Consider the following 23,754-nt stretch of genomic DNA (forward strand, 5'->3'; position numbering starts at 1 on the left):
CCCCCCCGAGGGGGGAGAATGGCGCGGGAAGCGAAAAGCCCTCCCCCCCCCTCCCCTCCCCCCCCCCCCCCCCCCCCCCCCCCCCCCCCCCAAGGCTGCTCCTACAGGTACTGCGTATTGCCTGAACGCGGATGCTTCAGTTCGAAGGTTCCGGGTCGCGCTTGCGCTTGTTGCCCATGCGCACGCCAATGTCCATCAGGAACTGGAAGAAGCCTTCCTGGTCCTCCAGCACATTGCTCCAGAACGGCGAGTGGTAAAGCGCCACGGCGCCGTGCACCAGCGCCCAGGCGGCGCAATAGTGGAAATACGGCGGCACGTCTTCGAGCTTGCCTTCGCTGATACGGCCCTTGATCAGCTGGGTCAGGCGGTCGAAGTTGGAGGCACGGATGCTGTGCAGCTGTTCGACCATTTCCGGTACCTGGTTGCCCTTGACCACCTTTTCTTCCAGGCGGTCGAACAGCCGGTAACGCTGCGGATCGCGCATGCGGAACTCGAAGTAGGCTCGCGACAGGGCTTCCTTGTCGCGATCGACGTCGGCCGAATGCAACAGCGCGTTCAGGTCGCGCTCGTAGTCGAGCATCAGGCGCAGGTAGATCTCCGCCTTGGACTTGAAGTGCTTGTAGATCGTGCCTTTGCCGATGCCCACGGCGTCGGCGATCATCTCGACGGTAACGCTGTCTTCCCCCTGTTCGAGAAACAGCTTGAGCGCGGTGTCGAGGATTTCCTGTTCGCGACGGCGAAACTCACGGACCTTACGAGGTTCTTTCTGCATAGGAAGGACTGGATGACAATCGAAGCGGTTTATTATGCCTAACTTGCAAGAAATTGCACGGATCATCCAAGCATGTCTGTGTTTCACGATGCTTATGGCCATGCGCTGCGGGAGGAATGAAACGTGGGCGTATTCCAAATTTGTTTAAAAATCGATCAATATGCACTGGCACTGCGCCAAAGCTGACTAATACTTGAAGTGTTGGCGCGGCGCATCCCCCCCAAGTGGCGCGCCGATAAAGGTGCTCAGGGACCGCGTACCTTTGTTTTACTCCTAATGGTCTTAACCCGGATTCCCCCCCCAGAACCCGGGTTTTTTTTGGGTGTTTCGAGGGGAAATGAAGCCGGGGGTTCAGGTTTGGGGTTGGTGGGGATTGCATGAGGAACACCAGGCGCCCACCAACCCTTCGAGTCAGGCCACCCGCGCCAACGGGAACAAACGCTTGAAGTTGGCAGTGGTCTGTTCGGCCAACTGCTCATAACTGGCCCCGCGCAACGAAGCCACGTACTCCGCCACCTCACGCACGTACTGCGGCAGATTCGGCTTGCCGCGATACGGAATCGGCGCCAGGTACGGCGAATCCGTTTCCACCAGCAAACGATCGACCGGCACCTGCCGCGCCACTTCACGCAGGGCATCGGCATTGCGGAAGGTAACGATGCCAGACAACGAAATGTAATACCCCAGGTCCAGCGCCGCCTTGGCCATGTCCCAGTCTTCGGTGAAGCAGTGCAGTACGCCGGCCTGCGGCAGGTTGGCCTCGCGCAGCAGCGCCAGGGTATCGGCACGCGCCGCACGGGTATGCACGATCACCGGTTTGCCGGTCTGCCGCGAGGCCTCCAGGTGCAGGCGGAACGAGGCTTGCTGCAACTCGGCTGCTTCCGGCTCGTAGTGGTAATCCAGCCCGGTTTCACCAATCGCTACCACATGCGGGTGAGCCAGCTCGCGCAGCAGCCATTCCAGCGCCGGCGTTTCGCCCGGCGCCAGGTCCAGCGGGTGCACGCCCACCGAGCAATCGACATCGACGTAACGCTCGCTCAGCGCCTTCACCGCACCAGCATTCTCGGCACTGACGCCAATACACAGGAAATGCCCGACCCCGCGCTCACGCGCCGCCAGCAGGGCAGCATCGAGGGAGCCCTGGTGGGCGCTCAGGTCAAGACGGTCAAGGTGGCAATGGGAATCTACGAGCATGGGATAACGGCACACATGAAAAAATGAAAATCAGCGGGCGCCCGGCAACTGCAGCCAGTGGGCCAGCAGCGATTCAAGCAGCAGGGCGCGGTTGAGGTTGGCCTTGCCCAGCACCTTCTGGCGCTGCTCCAGGATCCATGCCTGCACCTCCAGCACCTTGGCTTGGCGGCTCTTCTGCGCCAGGTACTGCACCACCTTGCGCATATCGGCCAAGCCTAGCCCTTCCTCCTCCTGGGTCAATTGGTAGCGCAGGATCAGGTGGGCCCAATCGCAGAACCAGTCGAACAGCAGCAACAGCGGTACACCGTTCCAGGCATCGGCCAGCTGGCTGGGCGACTGCTGCTGCTTGAGCAGCTTCTTCACCCCGTCGGTGACCAGTGCACGCTGCTCTCGCACGCCTTGCGCCTGCAAGCTGACCGCCATCAGCGGCGAACCGGCAGCCAGGGTCAGCAACTCGTCGCGCTCGGTCTCGTCACTGTCGGGCAGCGCGCCGGCCAGCCAGGCTTGGCTCTGGGCCAGGCTGGGCTGCGGGCAGGCGACCTGCTGGCAACGGCTCTTGATGGTCGGCAACAGGCGGCTGGGCTGGTGGGTGACCAGCAGCAACACGGTATCACCGGAGGGCTCTTCGAGGCTCTTGAGCAGGGCGTTGGAGGCGTTGACGTTCATCGCCTCCACTGGCTCGATCAGTACCACCTTGCGCCCACCCAGCTGCGCGGTCTGCACCACGAAGGCCACCAGCTCGCGTACCTGATCTACCTTGATAGGCTTGTCAGCTTCTTCGGGCTCGAGTACGAAGTTGTCCGGGTGGCTGCCGGCCTTGAGCAGCAGACAGGACTTGCACGCGCCACAGGCCTCCAGGCCCTGGGGCTGCTGGCACAGCAGGCGGGCCATCAGGCGCTCGGCCAAGGCCCGCTTGCCGATACCCTGCGGCCCATGCAGCAGGTAGGCGTGAGCGTGCTGGCTGCGGCCGGCCAGTTGCTGCCAGAGGGCCTGCTGCCAGGGATAGGCCTCAGCCACGGCAACGCTCCACGATGCCTGGTAGCAACGCATCGATGGAGCGCTGCACCGCCTCCAGAGGCTGGGCGGCATCAAGCAGGGTATAGCGCTGTGGTTCGCGGCCGGCGCGCTGCAGATAGGCCTGGCGCACTGCTTCGAAGAACGCCTGGCCTTCCTGCTCGAAACGGTCCAGGCGGCCGCGGGCCGCGGCGCGGGCCAGGCCCACTTCGACCGGCAGATCGAAGACCAGAGTCAGGTCCGGGCGCAGGTCGCCCTGGACGAATTGCTCCAGGATGGCGATACGCTCGACTGGCAAACCACGCCCGCCGCCCTGGTAGGCGTATGTCGCATCGGTAAACCTGTCACACAAGACTACGGCTCCGCGGGCCAGCGCCGGCCGGATCACCTGCGCCAGGTGCTGGGCCCGCGCAGCGAACACCAGCAACAGTTCGGTGTCGACCGCCATGCTTTCATCGCTGGGCGCCAACAGCAGCTCGCGCACCTTTTCGGCCAGCGGCGTGCCGCCGGGCTCACGGGTCAGCACTACGTCCAGGCCCTGCTCGCACAGGCGCGCAGCCAGGTAGTCGCGGTTGGTGCTCTTGCCCGCGCCTTCGGGGCCTTCCAAAGTAATAAACAAGCCGCTCACAGGCAGTCCTTAATGTTGTTCGTCAGACATCGGCCGTTCGGCCGCTTGCGCGCCGCCGGCTGGGGCGTCCTGCACAGGCGGCTGGTCGGGCGCTGGCTGCACGGTAGACTCGTCGGCAGGGGCTTCGGGTTGTTCGGCCTCGTCGGCACCTGGTTGCGTCTGTTGCTCTGGCTGCGATTGCGGCGCGGGGCTGGAGCGGTAGTCCGCACGGCGCTTGAGCTGGAACTCGCGCACCGCCGAGTTGTGGTCGTCGAGGTCGTCGGAAAACACATGGCTGCCATCGCCACGGGCGACGAAGTACAGGCTGGTGCCATCGGACGGGTTGAGCGCCGCGTGAATCGCTTCGCGACCGACCATGGCGATCGGGGTCGGCGGCAGGCCGGTGATGGTGTAGGTGTTGTAGGGCGTCGGCTCGCGCAGGTCGGCGCGGGTGATCTTGCCGTTGTAGCGCTCACCCATGCCGTAGATCACCGTAGGGTCGGTCTGCAGCATCATGCCCAGGCGCAGGCGCCGCACGAAAACGCCGGCGATCTGCCCGCGCTCCTGGGGAATGCCGGTTTCCTTCTCCACCAGCGAAGCCATGATCAGCGCCTGGTACGGGTCGCGGTATGGCAGGTCGGTGGTGCGCTCGGCCCACTCCTTGGCCAACACTTCGTCCAGGCGCATATAGGCCTGCTGCAGCAACTCGACGTCGGTCATGCCGCGCACGAAGCGATAGGTGTCCGGGAAGAAGCGCCCTTCAGGGAACACCCCGGTATGGCCGAGCTTGTCCATCACTTCCGAATCGGACAGCCCGTCCAGGGTGTGCTTGATCTTTTCATGCTTGGCCACGGCCGCGCGCACCTGGCGGAAGGTCCAGCCTTCGACCAGGGTGAGGTTGTACTGCACCACGTCGGCCCGACGCCAGGCATCGAACAGCTGCTCCACGGTCATGCCGGGGGTCAGGCGATACTCACCGGTGTGCAGAGGGGTGCCGGCCATGTTGAAACGCCAGTACAGGCGCAACCAGACGGCGTCGTCGAGCAACCCTTCGTTCTGCATGCGATAGAACATGCGGTTGGGGGTGGTGCCATTGGGCACGTCCAGCAGGCGCTCCTGCGTCACGTGCAGAGGCTGCTCCAGGACCGAGTTGACCTTCCAGGCCGACCAGCCCACGGCAAGGCCGGCGAGGATCAAGCCCATTTCCAGCAGCAGCAGGAATTTACGTCTCACGAATTCAGGTTTCCAGTAACGTACGGGCAACGGCCTGCAGTTTACGGGTGAGCGGGCCCGGCGACCAGTTTAGCTCGGCAACGCCTCGCACGGGCCAGATACCGTAGACGCTGTTGCAGACAAATACTTCATCTGCCTGCTCCAGAGCGTCGAACGGCAGGTCGCAGACCTGCACCGGGATGCCCTGCAGCGCTGCCTGTTCCAGCAACGCGCCCCGCATCACGCCAGCGACGCCACAGCGGCTGAGGTCAGCCGTGAACAGCACGCCATCGCGCACAAGGAACAGATTGCTGTACACACCTTCGATCACCCTGCCCTGCCCATCACGCATCAGGCCTTCGGCATGTTCGCTGTCCTGCCATTCGGCACGGGCCAGCACCTGCTCCAGGCGGTTGAGGTGTTTGAGGCCGGCCAGCAGCGGTTGTTCCCCAAGCCGGGTCTGGCACGGAAACAGTCGCACGCCCTGCTCGGCATTTTCGACAGGATAGCTGGGCAACGGGCTGCCCTGCAGAATACGCCGCGGCGCGGCACCGGCAACCGGTGCGTAACCGCGCTGGCTGTCACCACGAGTAAGGATGAGTTTGGCTACGCCATCACCGAGCTGGCTGGCATAGCGCAGGAGTTCGTCGCGTACCAGCGCCAGGTCGGTACTGATCGCCAGGCGCTGGCAACCCAGCGCCAGGCGTGCGAGGTGGCCGTCCAGCAAGCTGGGCCGGCCGTCGCGCACGGCGATGGTCTCGAATAGCCCATCGCCGTAGGCCAGGCCGCGGTTCTGCAGGTTGACTGCAGCCGCCGGCTGGCCATCGATCCAGCTTTGCATCAACCGGCGAACCGGCGGAATACCAGCGAACCGTTGGTACCGCCAAAGCCGAACGAGTTGGACAGCACCACATCGATCGGCATGCTGCGCGCCTGGTGCGGCACGAAGTCGAGGTCGCAGCCTTCGTCCGGCTCGTCCAGGTTGATGGTGGGCGGAGCCATCTGGCTGTTGATTGCCAGTACGCTGAAGATCGCTTCTACGGCACCGGCGGCGCCCAGCAGGTGGCCGGTCATCGACTTGGTCGAGCTGACCGCCAGCTTGTAGGCATGCTCACCGAACACGCGCTTGATCGCCGCCACTTCGGCCACGTCGCCAGCAGGGGTCGAGGTGCCATGGGCGTTGATGTAGCTGACCTCTTCCGGCTGGATGCCGGCATCGCGCAAGGCGTTGGCCATGCAACGGGCAGCGCCTTCACCGGTGTCGGGTGGCGAAGTCATGTGGTAAGCGTCACCGCTCATGCCGAACCCGACCAGTTCGGCATAGATGGTCGCGCCGCGGGCCTTGGCATGCTCCAGTTCTTCGAGTACCAGGGCACCAGCACCGTCGGACAGCACGAAGCCGTCACGGCCCTTGTCCCACGGGCGGCTGGCCCGGGTCGGCTCATCGTTGCGAGTGGACAGTGCGCGGGAGGCGCCGAAGCCGCCCATGCCCAGGCCGCAGGCAGCCATTTCGGCGCCGCCGGCGATCATCACGTCGGCTTCACCGTAGGCGATGTTGCGCGCGGCCATGCCGATGCAGTGGGTACCAGTGGTGCACGCGGTGGCGATGGCGTAGTTCGGCCCTTGCAGCCCCAGGTGGATCGACAGGAAGCCGGAGATCATGTTGATGATCGAGCCAGGCACGAAGAACGGCGAAATGCGACGCGGCCCCGAATCGTGCAGGGTGCGGCTGGTTTCTTCGATGTTGGTCAGGCCGCCGATACCCGAGCCCATGGCCACGCCAATACGCTGGCGGTTGGCGTCGGTGACTTCCAGACCAGCATTACGCACTGCCTGGAACCCGGCCGCCAAGCCGTACTGGATGAACAGGTCGAGCTTGCGGGCCTCTTTGGCCGACAGGTATTGCTCGACCTCGAAGCCTTTCACCGAGCCGCCAAAACGGGTGGAGTAGGCAGACAGATCCGTGTGTTCGATCGGACCGATGCCACTGCGGCCAGCCAGAATGCCCTGCCAGGTGCTCGGTACATCAGTACCCAGTGGCGACAGCATACCCATACCGGTGACCACGACGCGTCTACGCGACACAGTACTCTCCTTTTCTAATGACAGAGTTTCTTGCCATTGCATTCAAGCGATGGAATGAAATGGCAACAAGCTCTTGATACCCGGTGAACGAGACCGACCTGCAAAACGCAGGGTGCTCGCAAAGAAAAAACCGCACGCCGGCAAAGGCAGTGCGGTTTTTCCCGACAAGAAGCGTCGACTACAGCGTCTTAGGCCTGGTGGGCTTTGACGTAGTCTACAGCAGCTTGAACGGTAGTGATCTTCTCGGCTTCTTCGTCAGGGATTTCGGTCTCGAATTCCTCTTCCAGAGCCATCACCAGCTCAACGGTGTCAAGCGAATCGGCACCCAGGTCATCGACGAAGGACTTCTCGAGAGTCACTTCCTCTTCCTTGACGCCCAGTTGCTCGGCGACGATTTTCTTGACGCGTTCTTCGATGTTGCTCATACCTAGGTTTACTCCTAATGGATATATGTCAGGCAGCTGGCCGGTGGCTAATTTTATAGAAAGACGTTCGCTTTTCAAGCTCAACGCACCTTCACACCAGTCACCACACCCGCTGCCTGGAATCTGGTTGCAGCTTTATAACGGATTTTAGGCTCGCAGTATGACTCTTTTTTTACGAAATCCGTCACATTGAGTTGCAGTGTTACATGTACATCCCGCCGTTGACCGGCACGGTAGCGCCGGTTACGTAGGCTGCGCCGTCAGATGCCAGGAACGAAACAACCTTGGCAATTTCGTCGGCCTGGCCCAGGCGGCCCAGCGGGATCTGGGTCTGCAGGGCTTCGCGCTGCGCTTCTGGCAGCTCGCGGGTCATGTCGGTGTCGATGAAGCCCGGGGTCACCGAGTTGACGGTGATGCCACGCGAGCCCACTTCACGCGCCAGGGCGCGGCTGAAGCCTTCCAGGCCGGCCTTGGCGGCCGCGTAGTTGGCCTGGCCGGCGTTACCCATGGCACCGACGACCGAGCCGATGCTGATGATACGGCCCCAACGTGCCTTGGTCATGCCACGCAGCACGCCCTTGGACAGACGGTAGAGGCTGTTCAGGTTGGTATCGATCACGTCGAACCACTCGTCGTCCTTCATGCGCAGCATGAGGTTGTCACGGGTGATACCGGCGTTGTTGACCAGGATGGCCGGTGCGCCGAATTGCTCGCCGATGGCGGCCAGCACAGCTTCAACCGATTCGGCGCTTGTCACGTTCAGTTCCATGCCGGTACCGGTGATGCCGTGTTCTTTCAGCGTGGCAGCAATGCGCTCGGCGCCGGAGGCCGAAGTGGCGGTGCCGATCACGGTCGCGCCCTGGCGGCCCAGCTCGAGGGCGATGGCCTGGCCAATGCCACGGCTGGCGCCGGTGACCAGTGCAACTTTACCTTGCAGGCTCATGCAAGCTTCTCCAAATCAGGCCAGTGCCGCGCGGGTGGCGGCGACGGCGTCAGGGGTATTGAGGTTGTAGGTGGTCACGCCATCGGCGCAACGCTTGTTCAGGCCGGCCAGGACCTTGCCCGGGCCGCACTCGACCAGATTGACCGCACCGTTAGCGGCCAGGGTCTGCACGCATTCGACCCAGCGCACTGGCTGGTACAGCTGCGCCAGCAGGTCGTGCTTGAGGGCATTAAGGTCAGCGGCAACGGCAGCGGTTACGTTCTGCACCACGGGAATTTGCGGGGCGTGCCACTCGATGGCGTTGACCGACTCGGCAAAGCGCTCGGCAGCCGGCTTCATCAGCGCGCAGTGCGACGGCACGCTGACCGCCAGCGGCAGGGCGCGCTTGGCACCCTTGGCCTTGCACAGCTCGATGGCGCGATCGACGGCGGCCTTGTTGCCGGCGATGACCACCTGGCCTGGCGAGTTGAAGTTGACCGCGCTGACCACCTGGTCTTCGGCCGCTTCGGCGCAGATTTCCACGACCACGACGTCATCCAGGCCGAGAATGGCGGCCATGGCGCCATGACCGGCCGGCACGGCTTCCTGCATCAGCTGGCCCCGGCGCTCGACCAGGCGCACGGCATCTTTCAGGCTCAGGCTGCCGGCGGCAACCAGGGCGCTGTATTCACCCAGGCTGTGACCGGAGACGAAGGCCGGCCTGGCACCGCCCTCTTCCAGCCACAGGCGCCACAGCGCGATGGACGCAGTGAGGATGGCCGGCTGGGTCTTGTCGGTCTGGTTGAGTTGCTCTTCCGGGCCTTCCTGGACCAGCTTCCACAGGTCGTAACCGAGTGCCTCGGACGCTTCCTTGAAGGTTTCGATGATCACTGGCTTCTCGGCGCCGAGCTCGGCGAGCATGCCCAGCGACTGGGAACCTTGACCGGGAAAGACGAATGCGAGAGATGCAGACATTGAACAAGCCCTTATGATCTTGTCGTCGGATAGGGTGCGCCGGACATTAGCCAGACGCGGAATCTGAAAACTTGGATGGAGACGCGGACCAAGCGGTCACATTTAAGCACTTCAGCGGCGATATGCCTAAGGTCTTTGTTTACCTGTACCGGCCCTTTCGCGGGCTTGCCCGCTCCCACAGATACCCCACAATCTTCAGCCCTGTGGCAATCCTGTGGGAGCGGGCAAGCCCACGAAGGGGCCGGTACAGACTACAACAGCAGGTCCTCGAGCCGCCCATGCAAGCGCTGCGGCAGGTTTTCCTGGATCTCGATCAACGCTCGCTGGATGGCACTCTGGAAGCCCTGCACGCCCGCCGAGCCATGGCTCTTGATGACGATGCCCTGCAACCCCAGGAAACTCGCACCATTGTGCCGCGCCGGTGCCAGGTCGGCCTGCAGGCGTTTGAGCAGCGGCATGGCCACGGCCCCGGCTGCCCGCGACAACACGCCACCCTTGAACAACTGCTCTATGCGCGCACCGATCATCGTCGCCAGCCCCTCGCTCGACTTGAGCAGGATGTTGCCGACGAACCCGTCGCACACCACCACATCGGCTTCGCCGCGATACAACCCGTCACCCTCGACGAAGCCTATGTAGTTGAGCCCGCGGGCGTTCTGCAACAGGCTGGCCGCCAGCTTGACCTGCTGGTTGCCCTTGATGTCCTCGGTACCGATGTTAAGCAGCGCCACGCGCGGCCGCTGCACACCCAGCGCCTGGGCGGCCACCGAGCCCATCACGGCGAACTGGTAGAGGTTCTCGGCGCTGCAGTCGACGTTGGCGCCAAGGTCGAGCAACTGGCAGTAACCGGTCTGGGTCGGGATCGCCGCCACCATGGCCGGCCGATCGATACCTGGCAGTGTCTTGAGCACGAAACGCGAGAGCGCCATCAGCGCCCCGGTATTGCCGGCGCTGACGCAGGCCTGAGCCTTGCCGTCGCGCACCAGTTCGAGGGCGATGCGCATCGACGAGTCCGGCTTGCCGCGCAGCGCCTGGGATGGCCGCTCGTCCATGCCGACCACCTCGCTGGCGGCCACGATTTGCAGGCGCGCGCGATCCGCAGCCGCAAGGCCGCTGACAAGATCTTCGAGGAGGGAGGGTTGACCGACGAGGGTCAGGTGCAGCGAGGGGGTAGCCGAAAGGCAGGCAATGCTAGCCTGGACAATGCTGCGGGGACCGAAGTCCCCGCCCATTGCGTCGATCGCGATGATCTGAGCGGACAAGGATTACTCGTCAGCGCCCTTGTCGACCACTTTGCGACCACGGTATACGCCTTCTGGCGAAACGTGGTGACGCAGGTGTACTTCACCGGTGGTTTTCTCTACCGACAGCGCGTTTTCCGACAGGGCGTCGTGCGAACGGCGCATGTCACGGGCAGAGCGGGATTTTTTGTTCTGCTGAACAGCCATAATTGATTAACTCCTAAACGTTTGGGTCACGCTTTAACTGCGCCAAAACACTGAACGGGTTGGACCGCGATACCTCGTCCTTGCTCGATTCGGGCTCGTCTGCGCCCGCCGGCTGCTGGCATTCTTCCGGATGATGAGCAGGCACGATTGGCAAGGCGAGCAGAAGCTCCTCCTCGATCAATGCCTGCAGATCCAAAGGATCTTCGCCCAGTTCCAGCACGTCATAGCCTTTCGGCAACGACTGGGTATTCGCACCCTCCTTCACCACGGCGTATGTACATTCGCTGTGGATCGGCAGGGTGACCAGCTCAAGACAACGCTGGCAAACCATCTTGACCTCGACGTCCAGCTCGCTGTGGATAACCACCACGTGCTGTTCATCTCGTTCAAAATCGAACTTCGCCTGCACCGTACCGACATTGTCGGAAAGCGGGTCGCAGAGTCTTTCCAAATCAGCGAGATGCAGCGAACCGTTAAGGGTTACGCCACGATCGGCTAATTTGCGCGGGTCAACGTGAGGTGGAATCGGGTCATTCAACATAGGCGCAGCATTCTAGGGATGCCCCCCGCCCCTGTCAAAGGAAATTCGGCGGCATCGTGCGTGATAGAATTTGTTCAACCGATTCAGGAGTCTACCATGCTTCCTCTGTTACTGGCTTCCAGCTCTGCCTACCGCCGCGAACTGCTTGCACGCCTGCGCCTGCCCTTCACCTGGGCAAGCCCCGATATAGACGAGCGACGCCTGGATGACGAACCGGCGGTGGAGCTGGTGCAGCGGCTGGCCAGGCAAAAAGCCGAGGCCCTGGCAGGCAGCCACCCCGGCCACCTGATCATTGGTTCGGACCAGGTTGCGGTGCTGGGCGAGCAGGTACTGGGCAAGCCGCATACCTTCGAGCGGGCCTGCGAGCAGCTGCTGGAGTGCAGCGGGCAGCAGGTGAGCTTCCTGACCGGGCTGGCGTTGCTGAACAGCGCCACCGGGCGCTGCCAGGCGGACTGCGTGCCGTTTACCGTGACCCTGCGCGAACTGGACCGGGAGCGAGTGGAGCGCTATGTGGCGGCGGAACAGCCGCTGGACTGCGCCGGCAGTTTCAAGGCGGAGGGGCTGGGAGTGAGCCTGTTCCAGAGCACGCACGGGTGCGATGCGACCAGCCTGATCGGGCTGCCGCTGATTAGATTGGTGGACATGTTGACCAGGGAAGGGGTGGTGATTCCCTGAGGTTTTGGGGCCGCGCCGCGCCCCTTCGCGGGCACGCCCGCTCCCACAGGCGTGTCGCAACCTGCTGTGGGAGCGGACGCGCCCGCGAAAGGGCGCAAAGCGCCCCCCGACAATCCCGGATCAGCGCAACTGCGGCCCCTGGAAGCCCATCCACATCGCCAAGCGTTCAGCCACGCTGGCGCCAACGCGCTTGGAGAAGCGATCGAGCGCCGATTCCTGCACGGTGAAGTCCACCAACTCCTTCTCACCCACAATCTCGCGCGCCACATAGCTGGCACTGCCCAGCCCATCCACCAGGCCCAGCTCCTTGGCCTGCTCGCCCGACCAGACCAGGCCACTGAAGAGCTCCGGATGCTCCTTGTCCTTCAGGCGCTCACCCCGCCCCTGCTTGACCATGGCAATGAACTGCTGGTGCGTGGTATTCAGTACGCCCTGCCAGAACTCGGTCTCTTCCGGCTTCTGCGGCGAGAACGGATCGAGAAAGGCCTTGTGTTCGCCTGCAGTATAGGTACGCCGCTCCACACCCAGCTTCTCCATGATGCCAACAAAGCCGTAACCGGCCGCCGTCACACCAATCGAGCCCACCAGGCTGGCCTTGTCGGCATAGATCTCGTCCGCCGCACTGGCGATGTAGTAGGCACCGGAAGCGCCAAGGTCGGCGATGACCGCATACAGCTTGATGGCCGGATATTCAGCCCGCAGACGACGGATTTCGTCATACACGTAACCCGACTGCACCGGGCTGCCTCCCGGGCTGTTGATGCGCATCACCACAGCCTTGGTCTTGCTGTCCTTGAACGCCTCGCGCAGGCTCTTGACGATATTGTCGGCGCTGGCTGGCTCCTGGTCGGCAATCACCCCGCGCACCTCGACCAGCGCGGTATGGCTGGCACTGCGCGACGCTGCATTGTCCATGTCCATCAACGGCGTGAACAGGATCAGGATGCCGAACAGGTAGACGAAGGTCAGCAACTTGAAGAAGATCCCCCAGCGTCGCGCCCGGCGCTGCTCCTGAACGCCCGCCAGCAGGGTCTTTTCCAGCAGCTTCCAGCTCTTGCGCTCTTCGCGCTCCTCGGGTTCGGCCTCGGGGGCTTTCCATTCGTCTGCCATGCTTACCTACCTTGGAAATGGAATTGCGGAACCACCCAGCCACTCACGCAACTGGGAAAAATGATCGATGCACACCTGCGGACCAAACTCGGCCAGTGCCTGCAGCGACATGGCACCATAGCCCACGGCCACCGAATGCATGCCGGCATTGCTGGCCATCTGCAGATCGAATGCCGAATCGCCAACCATCAGCGCACGCCCTGCTTCGACACCGCAATGCCCGAGAATTTCCTCGAGCATCAGCGGGTGCGGCTTGCCGCGGGTCTCGTCGGCGGCGCGAGTGATGTCGAAGAACTGCTCCCAGCCATTGGCCTTGAGCACCCGGTCCAGCCCGCGACGCGCCTTGCCGGTGGCCACCGCCAGGCGGTAACCCTCGGCACGGAAGGCATCCAGCGACTCGACCACGCCCTCGAACAGCGGCGAGGGCTGCTGGTCCAGGGCCATGTAGATATCGGCATAGTGCTGACGAAAGCTTTCGACCTGAGCAGGCGCCAGATGCGGGTACAGAGTGTGGATCGCCTCGCCCAGGGCCAGGCCGATGATGCCCTTGACCGCATCCTCGCTGCTTTGCGCCTCACCGGCACGCTCGGCGGCGGCGTTCATGGCCTCGACGATACGCCCGATCGAGTCGGCCAGGGTGCCGTCCCAGTCGAAGATCAGTAGCTCATAGCCTTTTTTCATAGATCAGGACGCACTCAGACGCTCAACGGTTTTCGCCCAGACTTCATCCACCGGCGCCTCGAGCTTCAGCTCGCCTCCGTCCGGCAGCGGCACAGTGAGCGCATAGGCATGCAGGAACAGGCGCTTGCCGCCCAAGTCGCGAATTTCACGACTGAAGTCTTCGTCACCGTACTTGCTGTCGCCAGCGATCATATGCCCGGCATGCAGGGTGTGCACACGGATCTGGTGGGTACGGCCAGTGATCGGGCGCGCCTCGACAATGGTGGCGAACTCGCCGAAGCGGCGCAGCACGCGGAACAGGGTCAGCGCCTCCTTGCCCTCGTCGTTCACCTCGACCATGCGCTCGCCGGAGCGCAGGTTGCTCTTGAGCAACGGCGCGCTGACCTGCTTCTTCGAGGTCGGCCAGTGGCCGCGCACCAGCGCCATGTAGCGCTTGTCGACACCATCGCCACGCAATGCGGCGTGCAGGTGCCGCAGCATGCTGCGCTTCTTCGCGATCATCAACAGGCCGGAGGTGTCGCGGTCCAGGCGGTGCACCAGCTCCAGCTCCTTGGCGTCCGGGCGCAACTGGCGCAGCGCCTCGATCACGCCGAAGCTCAGGCCGCTGCCGCCATGCACGGCGATGCCGGCCGGCTTGTTCATCACGATCAGCGCCTTGTCTTCGTAGACGATGGCCGCTTCCAGGCGCTGCAACAAGCCCTGGGCTACCGGTGCCGGCTCGTCACGTTCCGGCAGGCGGACGGGCGGTACCCGCACGATGTCACCGGCCTGGATCTTGTACTCCGGCTTGACGCGGCCCTTGTTGACCCGTACTTCACCCTTGCGCAGGATGCGGTACACCAAGGTCTTGGGCACGCCCTTGAGGGCCGTGATGAGGAAATTGTCGATGCGTTGGCCGGCAAGCTCCGGCGCGACTTCGATCAGCTGAACGCCGGAAGTCGGAGGGGTATTGGTCGTCATGGCGGGATCATAACAATTTTTTATGGAATTGAAGCACTTAATCATTGCTGCTATAGTCGCGAACGCCGCCAAAAGCGGCAGGCCAGCGGCACCAGGCTCCTAGCCGGTCCCTGACCAACGCAATTCTCCAGGACGCGAGGCCGTCCTACGGGGTTTTCGCCAGTTTACCGAATTGCCTGGAATCGCCACCAGCGCTGTGTAGAGAAGACCGAAAAAAAACGACAAGTGCGGTGTTTCACCTGCTTACCCGATTCTTTTCGCTGCACCTCTGCCCGCCCCGTCGCTTCCACGCAACGCCCGGCGAATGCTTCGGAAATACCTGCCTTGGACATGAATGGCGCCAGCGCAGTACCTGCGCTGGCGAAAAATGCAACCCGTTGCGGATTCAGCGCGCGGCAGCACCCGAATTATCAGGGATACGTGCAGGGTGGAGATGCACAGCCCTCGGACCGTGTAGCACCGCGTCCGGCCCACCAGCCCACTGAGCGGCTGGCGAGCGGATAAGGTCCTGAACAGATGCCCCCGGGCGTCCACGGCTGACGGTTGATTCCTCCTCCTGACTGAGTGCACAAGGCCCGCTTGGTTGATTCGGATTCCAATTCGAAGCCACCGGGGCCTTGTTGGCACCGCAGCAAACAGGACGCGTCGTCGCGACAACGGCAGGCTGGGCAACCGGCTGGTGCCGAACGTTGCTCGACACGGGGGTGGCCCGGCCACCCTTTGCGCACCTTGGCACCGACCATGAGACGTCGTGTGTGCCGAACGCCGTTTCCGGCAGCCCGGAAACCGACGGTACAACATGAAAAGAATGCTGATTAACGCGACTCAACCCGAAGAGTTGCGTGTAGCCCTGGTGGACGGCCAACGTCTCTACGACCTGGACATCGAGTCCGGCGCGCGCGAGCAGAAAAAGGCCAACATCTACAAAGGCAAGATCACCCGCATCGAACCCAGCCTCGAAGCCGCCTTCGTCGACTTCGGCTCCGAACGTCACGGCTTCCTGCCGCTGAAAGAAATCTCCCGCGAATACTTCAAGAAAGCCCCCGAAGGGCGGGTCAACATCAAGGAAGTACTGAGCGAAGGCCAGGAAGTCATCGTCCAGGTCGAGAAGGAAGAGCGTGGCAACAAAGGCGCCGCCCTCACCACCTTCATCAGCCTGGCCGGCCGCTACCTGGTGCTGATGCCGAACAACCCGCGTGCCGGTGGCATTTCCCGCCGCATCGAAGGCGAAGAGCGCAACGAACTGCGTGAAGCCCTGAACGGCCTGACCGTGCCGGGCGACATGGGCTTGATCGTGCGCACTGCCGGCCTTGGCCGCAGCAGCGAAGAAATGCAGTGGGACCTCGACTACCTGCTGCAACTGTGGACCGCCATCAAGGAAGCGTCCCAGGACCGCGCCGCGCCATTCCTGATCTACCAGGAAAGCAACGTCATCATCCGCGCCATCCGCGACTACCTGCGCCAGGACATCGGCGAAGTGCTGATCGACAGCATCGATGCCCAGGAAGAAGCCCTGACCTTCATCCGCCAGGTCATGCCGCAGTACGCCAGCAAGGTCAAGCTGTACGAAGACAGCGTGCCGCTGTTCAACCGCTTCCAGATCGAAAGCCAGATCGAGACCGCCTTCCAGCGCGTGGTCGACCTGCCGTCCGGCGGTTCGATCGTGATCGACCCGACCGAAGCCCTGGTGTCGATCGACATCAACTCGGCGCGTGCCACCAAAGGCAGCGACATCGAAGAAACCGCCCTGCAGACCAACCTGGAAGCGGCCGAGGAAATCGCCCGCCAGCTGCGCCTGCGTGACATCGGTGGCCTGATCGTCATCGACTTCATCGACATGACCCCGGCGAAAAACCAGCGCGCCGTCGAAGAACGTGTTCGCGAGTGCCTGGAAGCCGACCGCGCCCGCGTCCAGGTCGGCCGCATCTCGCGCTTCGGCCTGCTGGAAATGTCCCGTCAGCGCCTGCGCCCTTCGCTGGGCGAAAGCAGCGGCATCGTCTGCCCACGCTGCTCCGGCACCGGCATCATCCGTGACGTCGAATCGCTGTCGCTGGCCATCCTGCGCCTGATCGAAGAGGAAGCCCTGAAGGACCGCACCGCCGAAGTTCGCGCCCAGGTGCCGATCCCGGTGGCTGCCTTCCTGCTCAACGAGAAGCGCAACTCGATCACCAAGATCGAACTGCGCACCCGTGCGCGCATCATCATCCTGCCGAACGATCACCTGGAAACCCCTCACTTCGAAGTCCAGCGCCTGCGCGACGACAACCCGGAAGTGCTGAGCAACCAGTCCAGCTACGAGATCGCCGCCGCCGAAGCCGAAGAAGCGCCGCAGCCGACCGCCACCCGCACCCTGGTTCGCCAGGAAGCCGCAGTCAAGACCGCCCCGGCCCGCGCCAACGCGCCGGTACCGGCCACTGTCGAAGAGCCGCAGCCTGCCGCACCGGTCGCCCCTGCCCCGGCCGCTCCGGAGCCAAGCCTGTTCAAGGGCCTGGTGAAGTCGCTGGTAAGCCTGTTCGCCGGCAAGGAAGAGCCTGCCGCAGCGCCGGTTGTCACTGCCACCGAGAAGCCGGCCGCCGAGCGCAGCCCACGCAACGAAGAACGCCGCAACGGCCGTCAGCAGAGCCGCAACCGCAACGGCCGTCGCGACGAAGAACGCAAGCCGCGTGAAGAACGTGCCGAGCGCGCACCTCGTGAAGAACGTGCTCCTCGTGAAGAACGTGCCCCGCGCGAAGAACGCGCACCTCGTGAAGAACGCGCCCCACGCGAAGAGCGTGCACCGCGTGAAGAACGTGCACCACGCCAGCCACGCGAAGACCGCCGTGGCAATCGTGGCGAAGAGCGTGTGCGCGAACTGCGTGAGCCACTGGACGCCACCCCTGCCGAGCGTGAAGAACGTCAGCCGCGCGAGGAACGTGTAGCCCGTGAAGAACGTGCCCCGCGTGAAGAGCGTGCACCTCGCGAGGAACGCGCACCACGTGAAGAGCGCGCACCTCGCGAAGAACGTGCTCCACGTGAAGAACGCGCACCTCGCGAAGAACGTGCTCCTCGTGAAGAGCGCGCACCTCGTGAAGAACGTGCTCCACGCGAAGAACGCGCCCCTCGCCCACCACGCGAAGAACGTCAGCCACGCGTAGCCGAAGAAGCGGCCGAGCAGGCTGCCGAGCTGGCCGAAGAGCAACTGCCGAACGAAGAGCTGCTGCAGGACGAACAGGAAGGCACCGATGGCGAGCGCCCGCGCCGCCGCTCCCGTGGCCAGCGTCGTCGCAGCAACCGTCGTGAGCGTCAGCGCAACGCCAACGGCGAGCTGATCGATGGCAGCGAGGAAGAAGGCAGCGAAGAGCAGCCACAACAGCACCAGGCCACCGAGCTGGGTGCCGAACTGGCCGCCGGCCTGGCCGTGACTGCCGCTGTCGCCACCAGCAACATCAGTGCCGACGCCGAAGCCCAGGCCAACCAGCAGGCCGAGCTTGCCACCGCCGAAGTCGCCCAGCCGGTCGAGCAGGCTGAGAAGTTCGAGCAGGTCGAAGCTGCCACCAAGGCTGAAGAAGTGGCCGAGGCCCCAGTGGTCGAGCAGCCGGTCAGCGAGCCTGTAGCCGTGGTCGAGGCAACTGCCGAACCAGTGGTCGAAATCGCTCCGCAGCCAGCGGCCGAGGAAGCACCTGCTGCCGAACCGGTAGTGGTTGCTGAAGCACCGGAAGAAGCGCCTGCCGTCGAGGCCGGTGAAATCGAGCCCGCCCCGGCCGCGGTGGAAGCCGCTCCGGTTGCCGAGCAACCTGCCCCGGTTGTCGAAGCCCAGCCAGAAGTGGTGGCCGAGCCTGCCCCAGTGGCCGTCGAGCCTGCACCGGTCGAAGCCCCTGCGGCGGTGGAACCTGCCACTGTCATGCTGGCCAACGGCCGTGCGCCGAACGACCCGCGTGAAGTGCGTCGCCGCAAGCGTGAGGCCGAGGCTGCAGCCAAGGCCGCGCAGGAAGCTGCTGCTGCCGAGGAGCCAGCCCTGGAAGCCAGCGATGAGCAAAAGCCTCATCACGGTTGATAGCCAAGGCTGAATGAAAAAGCCCCGCCAGTTCACACTGGCGGGGCTTTTTCTTGGCTGGACGTTTTGGACTTCACTACCTTCAAGCCCTGCGAACTCACTGTGGGAGCGGGCGTGCCCGCGAACACCGGCGCAGCCGGTGCCAGCCACCGCGTTGAATTCTTCGCGGGCGCGCCCGCTCCCACAGGACCCAAGTGAGCCCGAAATCTGTGCTGCACCTTTAGGGTATTAGCCGCGAAAGGGCCAGCCCAGGCACTGAATCAGTAGAGGTTAGGCTCCATCTCCAGCTCGACCCCGAACCGCTCGAGGATATCGGCCTGGATCCGGCGCGCCAGTGCATGCATCTGCGCCCCGCTCGCCTGGCCGTAGTTGACCAGCACCAGCGACTGCAAACGATGCACCCCGGCATCCCCCTCGCGGTGGCCCTTCCAGCCTGCCTGCTCAATCAACCAGCCTGCCGCCAGCTTCACCTGGCCATCGGCTTGGGGATAAGCCACTACCCCCGGGTACTGCGCACGAATACGCTCGACCAGTTCCGCCGGGACCACCGGGTTCTTGAAGAAGCTCCCGGCATTACCCAGCTCTGCCGGGTCTGGGAGCTTCTCGCGGCGAATGCTGCAGATCGCCTCGCTGATCGCCTGCGCGGTCGGCTCGGTCACGCCCTGCTCCGCCAGGCGCTGGCGCACCGGGCCGTAGTCCAGGTGAGCCTGTAGCGTACGGCTCAAGGCAAAGCGCACACGCAGGATCAACCAACGCCCAGGGTTGCGCTTGAACAGGCTGTCGCGATACCCGAAGGCACATTCAGCCAGGCCGAAGTCACGCAACTCGCCGGTCTCGCGGTCCAGGGCGGTCAAGCCGACAAATACGTCCTTGATCTCCACGCCATAGGCGCCCACGTTCTGCATCGGCGCGGCGCCCACGGTGCCGGGGATCAGGCTGAGGTTCTCCAGCCCGCAATAGCCCTGCGCCAGTGTCCACTGCACGAACGGGTGCCACGGCTCACCGGCCTCGGCCTCGACCACGATACGTTCGCCATCGTCGCCGAGCACGCGCCGACCACGGCTGGCCATATGCAGCACCAGCGCATCGATATCGCGGGTGAGCAGCAAGTTGCTGCCACCGCCAATCACCAGCACCGGCACGCCGCCTTGCTGCGCCTGGGCCAGCGCCAGGCGCACCTCCTGGTCATCATGTGCCTGGGTGAAATACCGCGCCTTCACGTCGATGCCAAAGGTGTTGTACGGCTTGAGCGATACCTGCTCCTGCCACTGCACTGTCATAGCCGCCCCTTGATTTCCAGGACCAGTGCCTGGCACGCCGCTTCAACCAGGTCGAGCACCTGCTCGAAGCCGTCGGCGCCACCGTAGTACGGGTCCGGCACTTCATCCAGCGCTGCGCCATAACGGCGCAGGAACAGGTCGAGCTCCCCCACTGCCGTGTGCGGGCGCATCGCACGCAAGTGGCCGAGGTTGCTCTCGTCCATGGCCAGGATCAGGTCATATTCGGCAAAGTGCGCCGCCTTGACCTGCTGGGCGCGTTGCTGCGAGAGGTCATAGCCACGCGCCAGCGCTGCCTTGCAGGTGCGGCTGTCGGGCGCCTTGCCGACGTGCCAGTCGCCGGTGCCGGCCGAGGCTACATGCACCCGGTCGGCAAGCCCGGCAGCCTGCAATTGATGGCGCAGCACGCCTTCGGCGGTGGGCGAGCGACAGATATTGCCGAGGCAGACGAACAGGACGCGCATCAGGCCTCCAGCAAGCGCCGTACGCGCTCCAGGTCTTCAGGGGTATCCACGCCCACGGCAGGCGCCTCGATGGCGTCTTCGACGTGGATGCGCACGCCATGCCACAGGGCACGCAGCTGCTCCAGCGCTTCGGTCTGCTCGAGCCAGCATGGGCCCCAACTGACGAAGTCCTGCAGGAAGCCGACGCGGTAGGCGTACATGCCGATGTGGCGGCGATATGGCACGCCTTCTGGCAACAGGTTGCGATCCTTGGCAAAAGCATCGCGGGCCCAGGGCAGCGGCGCACGGCTGAAGGCCAGGGCGAGGCCGTTCTTGTCGCTGACCACCTTGACCGCATTGGGGTTGAACACGGTTTCCGGCTCATGGATCGGTTCGGCCAGAGTGGAGATGCCGGCTTCCGGATGCGCCGCCAGGTTGGCTGCTACCTGGTCGATGATCACCGGCGGGATCAGCGGCTCGTCGCCCTGTACGTTGACCACGATGGCATCGGCCGGCAGCCCCAGGTGTGCGACCACTTCGGCCAGGCGATCGGTGCCGGACTCATGGTCAGCACGGGTCATCAGCACTTCAGCTCCGAAGGCCTGACAGACCTCCAGAATGCTGGCGTCATCGGTGGCGATGACTACGCGGCCCGCGCCGCTCTTGCGGGCCTGTTCCCACACGTGCTGCACCATCGGCTTGCCAGCGATCAGCAGCAATGGCTTGCCCGGCAGTCGTGTGGAGCGCAGACGGGCGGGGATCACCACGGTGAAATCCAGGCTCATTTGTCCAGACGCTCTTCATCAGTCAGGGTGCGCGCCTCGCTTTCCAGCATGACCGGGATGCCGTCGCGGATCGGGTAGGCCAGGCCGGCGCCCTTGCTGATCAGCTCGGTCTTGTCGGCACTGAGCTTGAGCGGGCCCTTGGTGATCGGGCAGGCCAGGATATCGAGCAGTTTGGTGTCCATTTGAGGCTTCCTTTAGGCCAGGTGGCCGGGAATTGAAAAAGGGCTCAGGGCTTGCGCAGCAAGCGTTGCAACTGGTTGTCGAACCAGGCGCTGAAAGCCGGCGTGGGCTGCGCCTCGACGGCCAGGTACCACCAGTCGTCAGCGGCGAAGGCCCGGCATTTCACCGCATCCTTCTCGGTCATGACCAGCGGCAGCGGCGGGCTGAAGGCCAGGCTCTGGGCGCTGAACTGCGCATGGTCGGCAAAGGGATGCGGCACCGGCTGCCAGTTTAGCCCCAGCAGGGTATTGAAGAAACGTTGCGGGTTGCCGATACCGGCCACCGCGTGCAGGCGTTGGCCTGCGGGAAAATGGTCAAGCGCACGGCGCTCGCCACTGCGCAGGTTGACCAGGGCGGACGGCTGCAGGCGGAAGCCGAAACCATCGGCGCGGTCTGCGCTGGCGCCGTTGAACAGCACTGCGTCAGCCTCGTGCAGGCGCTCGGCGGGCTCACGCAGTGGCCCCGCCGGCAGGCAGCGGCCATTGCCCAGGCCGCGTGCGGCATCGATCAGCACCAGCTCCAGGTCGCGCGCCAGGCGATAGTGCTGCATGCCGTCGTCACACAGGATCAGCTCGAGGGGTTCGCTGGCCAGCAATGCCTGCACGGCCCGGGAGCGGTCGGGGTCGATCATCAGCGGCACGCCGGTGCGCTGCACGATCAGCAGCGGTTCATCGCCGGCCTGCCCGGCAGCCTGGTCGGCGTGCACGCGCCAGGGTAGCTGCGGCGGCTTGGCGCCATAGCCACGGCTGACCACGCCCACCTTCAACCCCTGCTTGCGGCAGTGCTCGATCAGCCAGAGGATCATCGGCGTCTTGCCGGTACCACCCACGGTAATGTTACCCACCACAATGACCGGCACCGGGGCCCGGTAGCTGGCACTTTCGCCACTGAGAAAACGCGCCCGCTTGCGCGTGACCACGCGGCGATACAGCGCCTCCAGCGGGCGCAGCAGCGCCAGGGCCGGGTGCCCGGCGTACCAGGCGGCGAGCAGACGGTCGGCGAAGGCCATCAAGGTGTGCCCTGGGCCGCCTCGACAGTGGTCATGCGCAACTGGCTGAAACCGAGCTTGCCGGCGGCATCCATCGCAGTGACCACGGCCTGGTGCGGGGTCTTGCCGTCGGCGCTGATGGCCAGCGGCAGCTTGTTGTCGCCGCCCGACTCACGCTCGATCGCTTCGCTCAGGGTGGCCAGGTCGCTTTTGGGCAGCAGGTGGTTGTTCACCGAGTACACGCCTTCGGCGCTGATGGTGATTTCCACGAGCTTGCCCTGGTCGGGCGCCGCCGGCTCGGCGCTGGCGGCTTCGGGCAGCTCGACGCGTAGCTGGGTCTCGCGGGTGAAGGTGGTGGTGACCACGAAGAACAGCAGCAGGACGAACACCACGTCGATCAGCGACGCCAGGTTGATGTCGACGTTCTCCCGCTGGCGATTGCGCCGGAACTTCACGCCTTGCCTCCGGCCACTTCCACTTCGCGGTCGCCCTGGATCACTTCCACCAACTTGATAGCTTCCTGCTCCATGCCCACCACCAACTCATCGATACGGCGCAGCAGGAAGCGGTGGAAGAATACCGCCGGGATACCGACCATCAGGCCGGCCGCGGTGGTGACCAGGGCCTTGGAGATACCACCGGCCAGCACTGCGGCGTTGGCGGTCATCTGCGAGCCCATGAAGGCGCTGAAGATGTCGATCATGCCCAGCACGGTGCCCAGCAGGCCCAACAGCGGGGCCATGGCGGCGATGGTGCCGAGGGTGCTGATGTAGCGTTCCAGTTCGTGGATGACGCGCGAGGCGGCCTCCTCGATGCATTCCTTCATGATTTCGCGGCCATGGCGCGAGTTGGCCAGGCCGGCGGCGAGGATTTCGCCCAATGGCGAATCAGCGCGCAGGGCCTTGAGCTTGTCACTGGTCAGTTGCTTGTCCTTGATCCATATCCACACCTGGCCGAGCAGGTGCGGCGGGGTGACGCGACTGACGCGCAGCGTCCACAGGCGCTCGACGACGATAGCCATGGCAGCGATGGAGCTCAGAATGATCGGCAGCATCATCCAACCACCGGACTTGACCAATTCCCACACAGTAAACGCCCCTTCGGAAAAAGGCCGCCACTCTACCATAGGCGCGCCGGGGGCTCATCTGCCGGAGGTCAGGGAATTGGCCTACCCGGTTTCTACCTTGAGATGTCGGGTGGCTGAACTGGCCCTTTCGCGGGTGAACCCGCTCCCACAGGTTCAGCGTCAATTCGAAGCCAGCGCAGTAGCTGTGGGAGCAGGCGCGCCCGCGAAAAAGACGACGCGGTGGATGGCACCGGCTTTGCCGGTGTTCGCGGGCATGCCCGCTCCCACAGGTACCGCGTGATCTCAAGTGCGACGCCGTCCC

General features: G+C 64.1%; 25 protein-coding genes. 2 read left to right on the plus strand and 23 right to left on the minus strand.

Features of this window, described 5'->3' with window-relative positions:
* Nucleotides 1-136: 136 nt before the first annotated feature.
* From ACLCGK_RS27700 to ACLCGK_RS27760, 13 genes are all read right to left on the minus strand, one after another.
* Nucleotides 137-772: a TetR/AcrR family transcriptional regulator gene (locus tag ACLCGK_RS27700; RefSeq protein ID WP_003260720.1), complete on the minus strand. Its 636-nt coding sequence runs from the start codon at nt 770-772 to the stop codon at nt 137-139.
* Between the two features lie 411 nt (nt 773-1,183).
* Nucleotides 1,184-1,966: a TatD family hydrolase gene (locus tag ACLCGK_RS27705; RefSeq protein WP_410953348.1), complete on the minus strand. Its 783-nt coding sequence runs from the start codon at nt 1,964-1,966 to the stop codon at nt 1,184-1,186.
* 30 nt (nt 1,967-1,996) lie between these two features.
* Nucleotides 1,997-2,983, minus strand: coding sequence for a DNA polymerase III subunit delta' (locus tag ACLCGK_RS27710; protein WP_410953349.1), 987 nt, complete (start codon nt 2,981-2,983; stop codon nt 1,997-1,999).
* The gene (tmk, locus tag ACLCGK_RS27715) at nt 2,976-3,608 is read right to left on the minus strand and encodes a dTMP kinase (RefSeq protein ID WP_410953350.1); all 633 of its coding nucleotides are present in this window, start codon (nt 3,606-3,608) and stop codon (nt 2,976-2,978) included. Before tmk ends, ACLCGK_RS27710 begins: the two co-directional genes overlap by 8 nt.
* 9 nt (nt 3,609-3,617) lie before the next feature.
* Nucleotides 3,618-4,820, minus strand: coding sequence for an endolytic transglycosylase MltG (gene mltG, locus ACLCGK_RS27720; protein ID WP_015269413.1), 1,203 nt, complete (start codon nt 4,818-4,820; stop codon nt 3,618-3,620).
* A 4-nt stretch (nt 4,821-4,824) separates the two neighbouring features.
* Nucleotides 4,825-5,640: an aminodeoxychorismate lyase gene (gene pabC / locus ACLCGK_RS27725; RefSeq protein WP_410953351.1), complete on the minus strand. Its 816-nt coding sequence runs from the start codon at nt 5,638-5,640 to the stop codon at nt 4,825-4,827.
* The gene (gene fabF, locus ACLCGK_RS27730; protein WP_015269411.1) at nt 5,640-6,884 is read right to left on the minus strand and encodes a beta-ketoacyl-ACP synthase II; all 1,245 of its coding nucleotides are present in this window, start codon (nt 6,882-6,884) and stop codon (nt 5,640-5,642) included. Before fabF ends, pabC begins: the two co-directional genes overlap by 1 nt.
* A 188-nt stretch (nt 6,885-7,072) precedes the next feature.
* Nucleotides 7,073-7,309, minus strand: a complete 237-nt coding sequence (gene acpP / locus ACLCGK_RS27735) for an acyl carrier protein (protein ID WP_016715141.1) — start codon at nt 7,307-7,309, stop codon at nt 7,073-7,075.
* A 202-nt stretch (nt 7,310-7,511) separates the two neighbouring features.
* Nucleotides 7,512-8,252: a 3-oxoacyl-ACP reductase FabG gene (gene fabG, locus ACLCGK_RS27740; protein WP_003247160.1), complete on the minus strand. Its 741-nt coding sequence runs from the start codon at nt 8,250-8,252 to the stop codon at nt 7,512-7,514.
* 15 nt (nt 8,253-8,267) lie between these two features.
* The gene (fabD, locus tag ACLCGK_RS27745) at nt 8,268-9,206 is read right to left on the minus strand and encodes an ACP S-malonyltransferase (RefSeq protein WP_410953352.1); all 939 of its coding nucleotides are present in this window, start codon (nt 9,204-9,206) and stop codon (nt 8,268-8,270) included.
* Nucleotides 9,207-9,457: 251 nt separating this feature from the next.
* Nucleotides 9,458-10,468: a phosphate acyltransferase PlsX gene (gene plsX, locus ACLCGK_RS27750; RefSeq protein ID WP_075044133.1), complete on the minus strand. Its 1,011-nt coding sequence runs from the start codon at nt 10,466-10,468 to the stop codon at nt 9,458-9,460.
* Nucleotides 10,469-10,471: 3 nt separating this feature from the next.
* Nucleotides 10,472-10,654 (minus strand): 50S ribosomal protein L32, encoded by a 183-nt coding sequence (gene rpmF / locus ACLCGK_RS27755; RefSeq protein ID WP_003247154.1) that lies wholly within the window; start codon nt 10,652-10,654, stop codon nt 10,472-10,474.
* A gap of 13 nt (nt 10,655-10,667) precedes the next feature.
* Complete coding sequence (locus ACLCGK_RS27760; protein WP_410953353.1) at nt 10,668-11,195, minus strand: YceD family protein; 528 nt, start codon at nt 11,193-11,195, stop codon at nt 10,668-10,670.
* 96 nt (nt 11,196-11,291) lie between these two features.
* Here ACLCGK_RS27760 and ACLCGK_RS27765 point away from each other — a divergent pair, with 96 nt between their 5' ends.
* Nucleotides 11,292-11,870 carry a Maf family protein gene (locus tag ACLCGK_RS27765; protein WP_410953354.1) on the plus strand — a complete coding sequence of 193 codons (579 nt, stop codon included), beginning with the start codon at nt 11,292-11,294 and terminating at the stop codon, nt 11,868-11,870.
* Nucleotides 11,871-11,990: 120 nt separating this feature from the next.
* On the opposite strand, the gene sppA is transcribed toward ACLCGK_RS27765, so the two are convergent.
* The 3 genes from sppA to rluC are packed head-to-tail and all read right to left on the minus strand — an operon-like array spanning nt 11,991 to nt 14,621.
* Nucleotides 11,991-12,980, minus strand: coding sequence for a signal peptide peptidase SppA (sppA, locus tag ACLCGK_RS27770; protein WP_410953355.1), 990 nt, complete (start codon nt 12,978-12,980; stop codon nt 11,991-11,993).
* Nucleotides 12,981-12,986: 6 nt separating this feature from the next.
* Nucleotides 12,987-13,661, minus strand: coding sequence for an HAD family hydrolase (locus tag ACLCGK_RS27775; RefSeq protein ID WP_039614721.1), 675 nt, complete (start codon nt 13,659-13,661; stop codon nt 12,987-12,989).
* Nucleotides 13,662-13,664: 3 nt separating this feature from the next.
* Complete coding sequence (rluC, locus tag ACLCGK_RS27780; RefSeq protein ID WP_013971570.1) at nt 13,665-14,621, minus strand: 23S rRNA pseudouridine(955/2504/2580) synthase RluC; 957 nt, start codon at nt 14,619-14,621, stop codon at nt 13,665-13,667.
* Between the two features lie 799 nt (nt 14,622-15,420).
* Here rluC and rne point away from each other — a divergent pair.
* Nucleotides 15,421-18,654 carry a ribonuclease E gene (rne, locus tag ACLCGK_RS27785; protein ID WP_410953356.1) on the plus strand — a complete coding sequence of 1,078 codons (3,234 nt, stop codon included), beginning with the start codon at nt 15,421-15,423 and terminating at the stop codon, nt 18,652-18,654.
* A gap of 260 nt (nt 18,655-18,914) precedes the next feature.
* On the opposite strand, the gene murB is transcribed toward rne, so the two are convergent.
* Genes murB through ACLCGK_RS27820 form a run of 7 tightly spaced genes read right to left on the minus strand, consistent with a single transcriptional unit; the run spans nt 18,915 to nt 23,453 of the window.
* A complete protein-coding gene (gene murB / locus ACLCGK_RS27790; protein WP_410953357.1) occupies nt 18,915-19,934 on the minus strand; it encodes a UDP-N-acetylmuramate dehydrogenase in 1,020 nt (339 codons plus the stop codon).
* The gene (locus ACLCGK_RS27795; RefSeq protein ID WP_003259973.1) at nt 19,931-20,395 is read right to left on the minus strand and encodes a low molecular weight protein-tyrosine-phosphatase; all 465 of its coding nucleotides are present in this window, start codon (nt 20,393-20,395) and stop codon (nt 19,931-19,933) included. The genes murB and ACLCGK_RS27795 overlap by 4 nt, the downstream gene beginning before the upstream one ends.
* Nucleotides 20,395-21,159, minus strand: coding sequence for a 3-deoxy-manno-octulosonate cytidylyltransferase (gene kdsB / locus ACLCGK_RS27800; RefSeq protein ID WP_169774973.1), 765 nt, complete (start codon nt 21,157-21,159; stop codon nt 20,395-20,397). Before kdsB ends, ACLCGK_RS27795 begins: the two co-directional genes overlap by 1 nt.
* Nucleotides 21,156-21,341 (minus strand): Trm112 family protein, encoded by a 186-nt coding sequence (locus tag ACLCGK_RS27805; protein WP_011532874.1) that lies wholly within the window; start codon nt 21,339-21,341, stop codon nt 21,156-21,158. The genes kdsB and ACLCGK_RS27805 overlap by 4 nt, the downstream gene beginning before the upstream one ends.
* Before the next feature lie 44 nt (nt 21,342-21,385).
* Entirely contained in the window at nt 21,386-22,387 is a 1,002-nt protein-coding gene (lpxK, locus tag ACLCGK_RS27810; protein ID WP_410953358.1) for a tetraacyldisaccharide 4'-kinase, read from the minus strand.
* Nucleotides 22,387-22,821: an ExbD/TolR family protein gene (locus ACLCGK_RS27815; protein WP_013971564.1), complete on the minus strand. Its 435-nt coding sequence runs from the start codon at nt 22,819-22,821 to the stop codon at nt 22,387-22,389. The genes lpxK and ACLCGK_RS27815 overlap by 1 nt, the downstream gene beginning before the upstream one ends.
* A complete protein-coding gene (locus ACLCGK_RS27820) occupies nt 22,818-23,453 on the minus strand; it encodes a MotA/TolQ/ExbB proton channel family protein (RefSeq protein ID WP_003259970.1) in 636 nt (211 codons plus the stop codon). The genes ACLCGK_RS27815 and ACLCGK_RS27820 overlap by 4 nt, the downstream gene beginning before the upstream one ends.
* Between the last annotated feature and the right edge of the window lie 301 nt (nt 23,454-23,754).

The sequence above is a fragment of the Pseudomonas sp. S1(2024) genome, assembly GCF_046557535.1.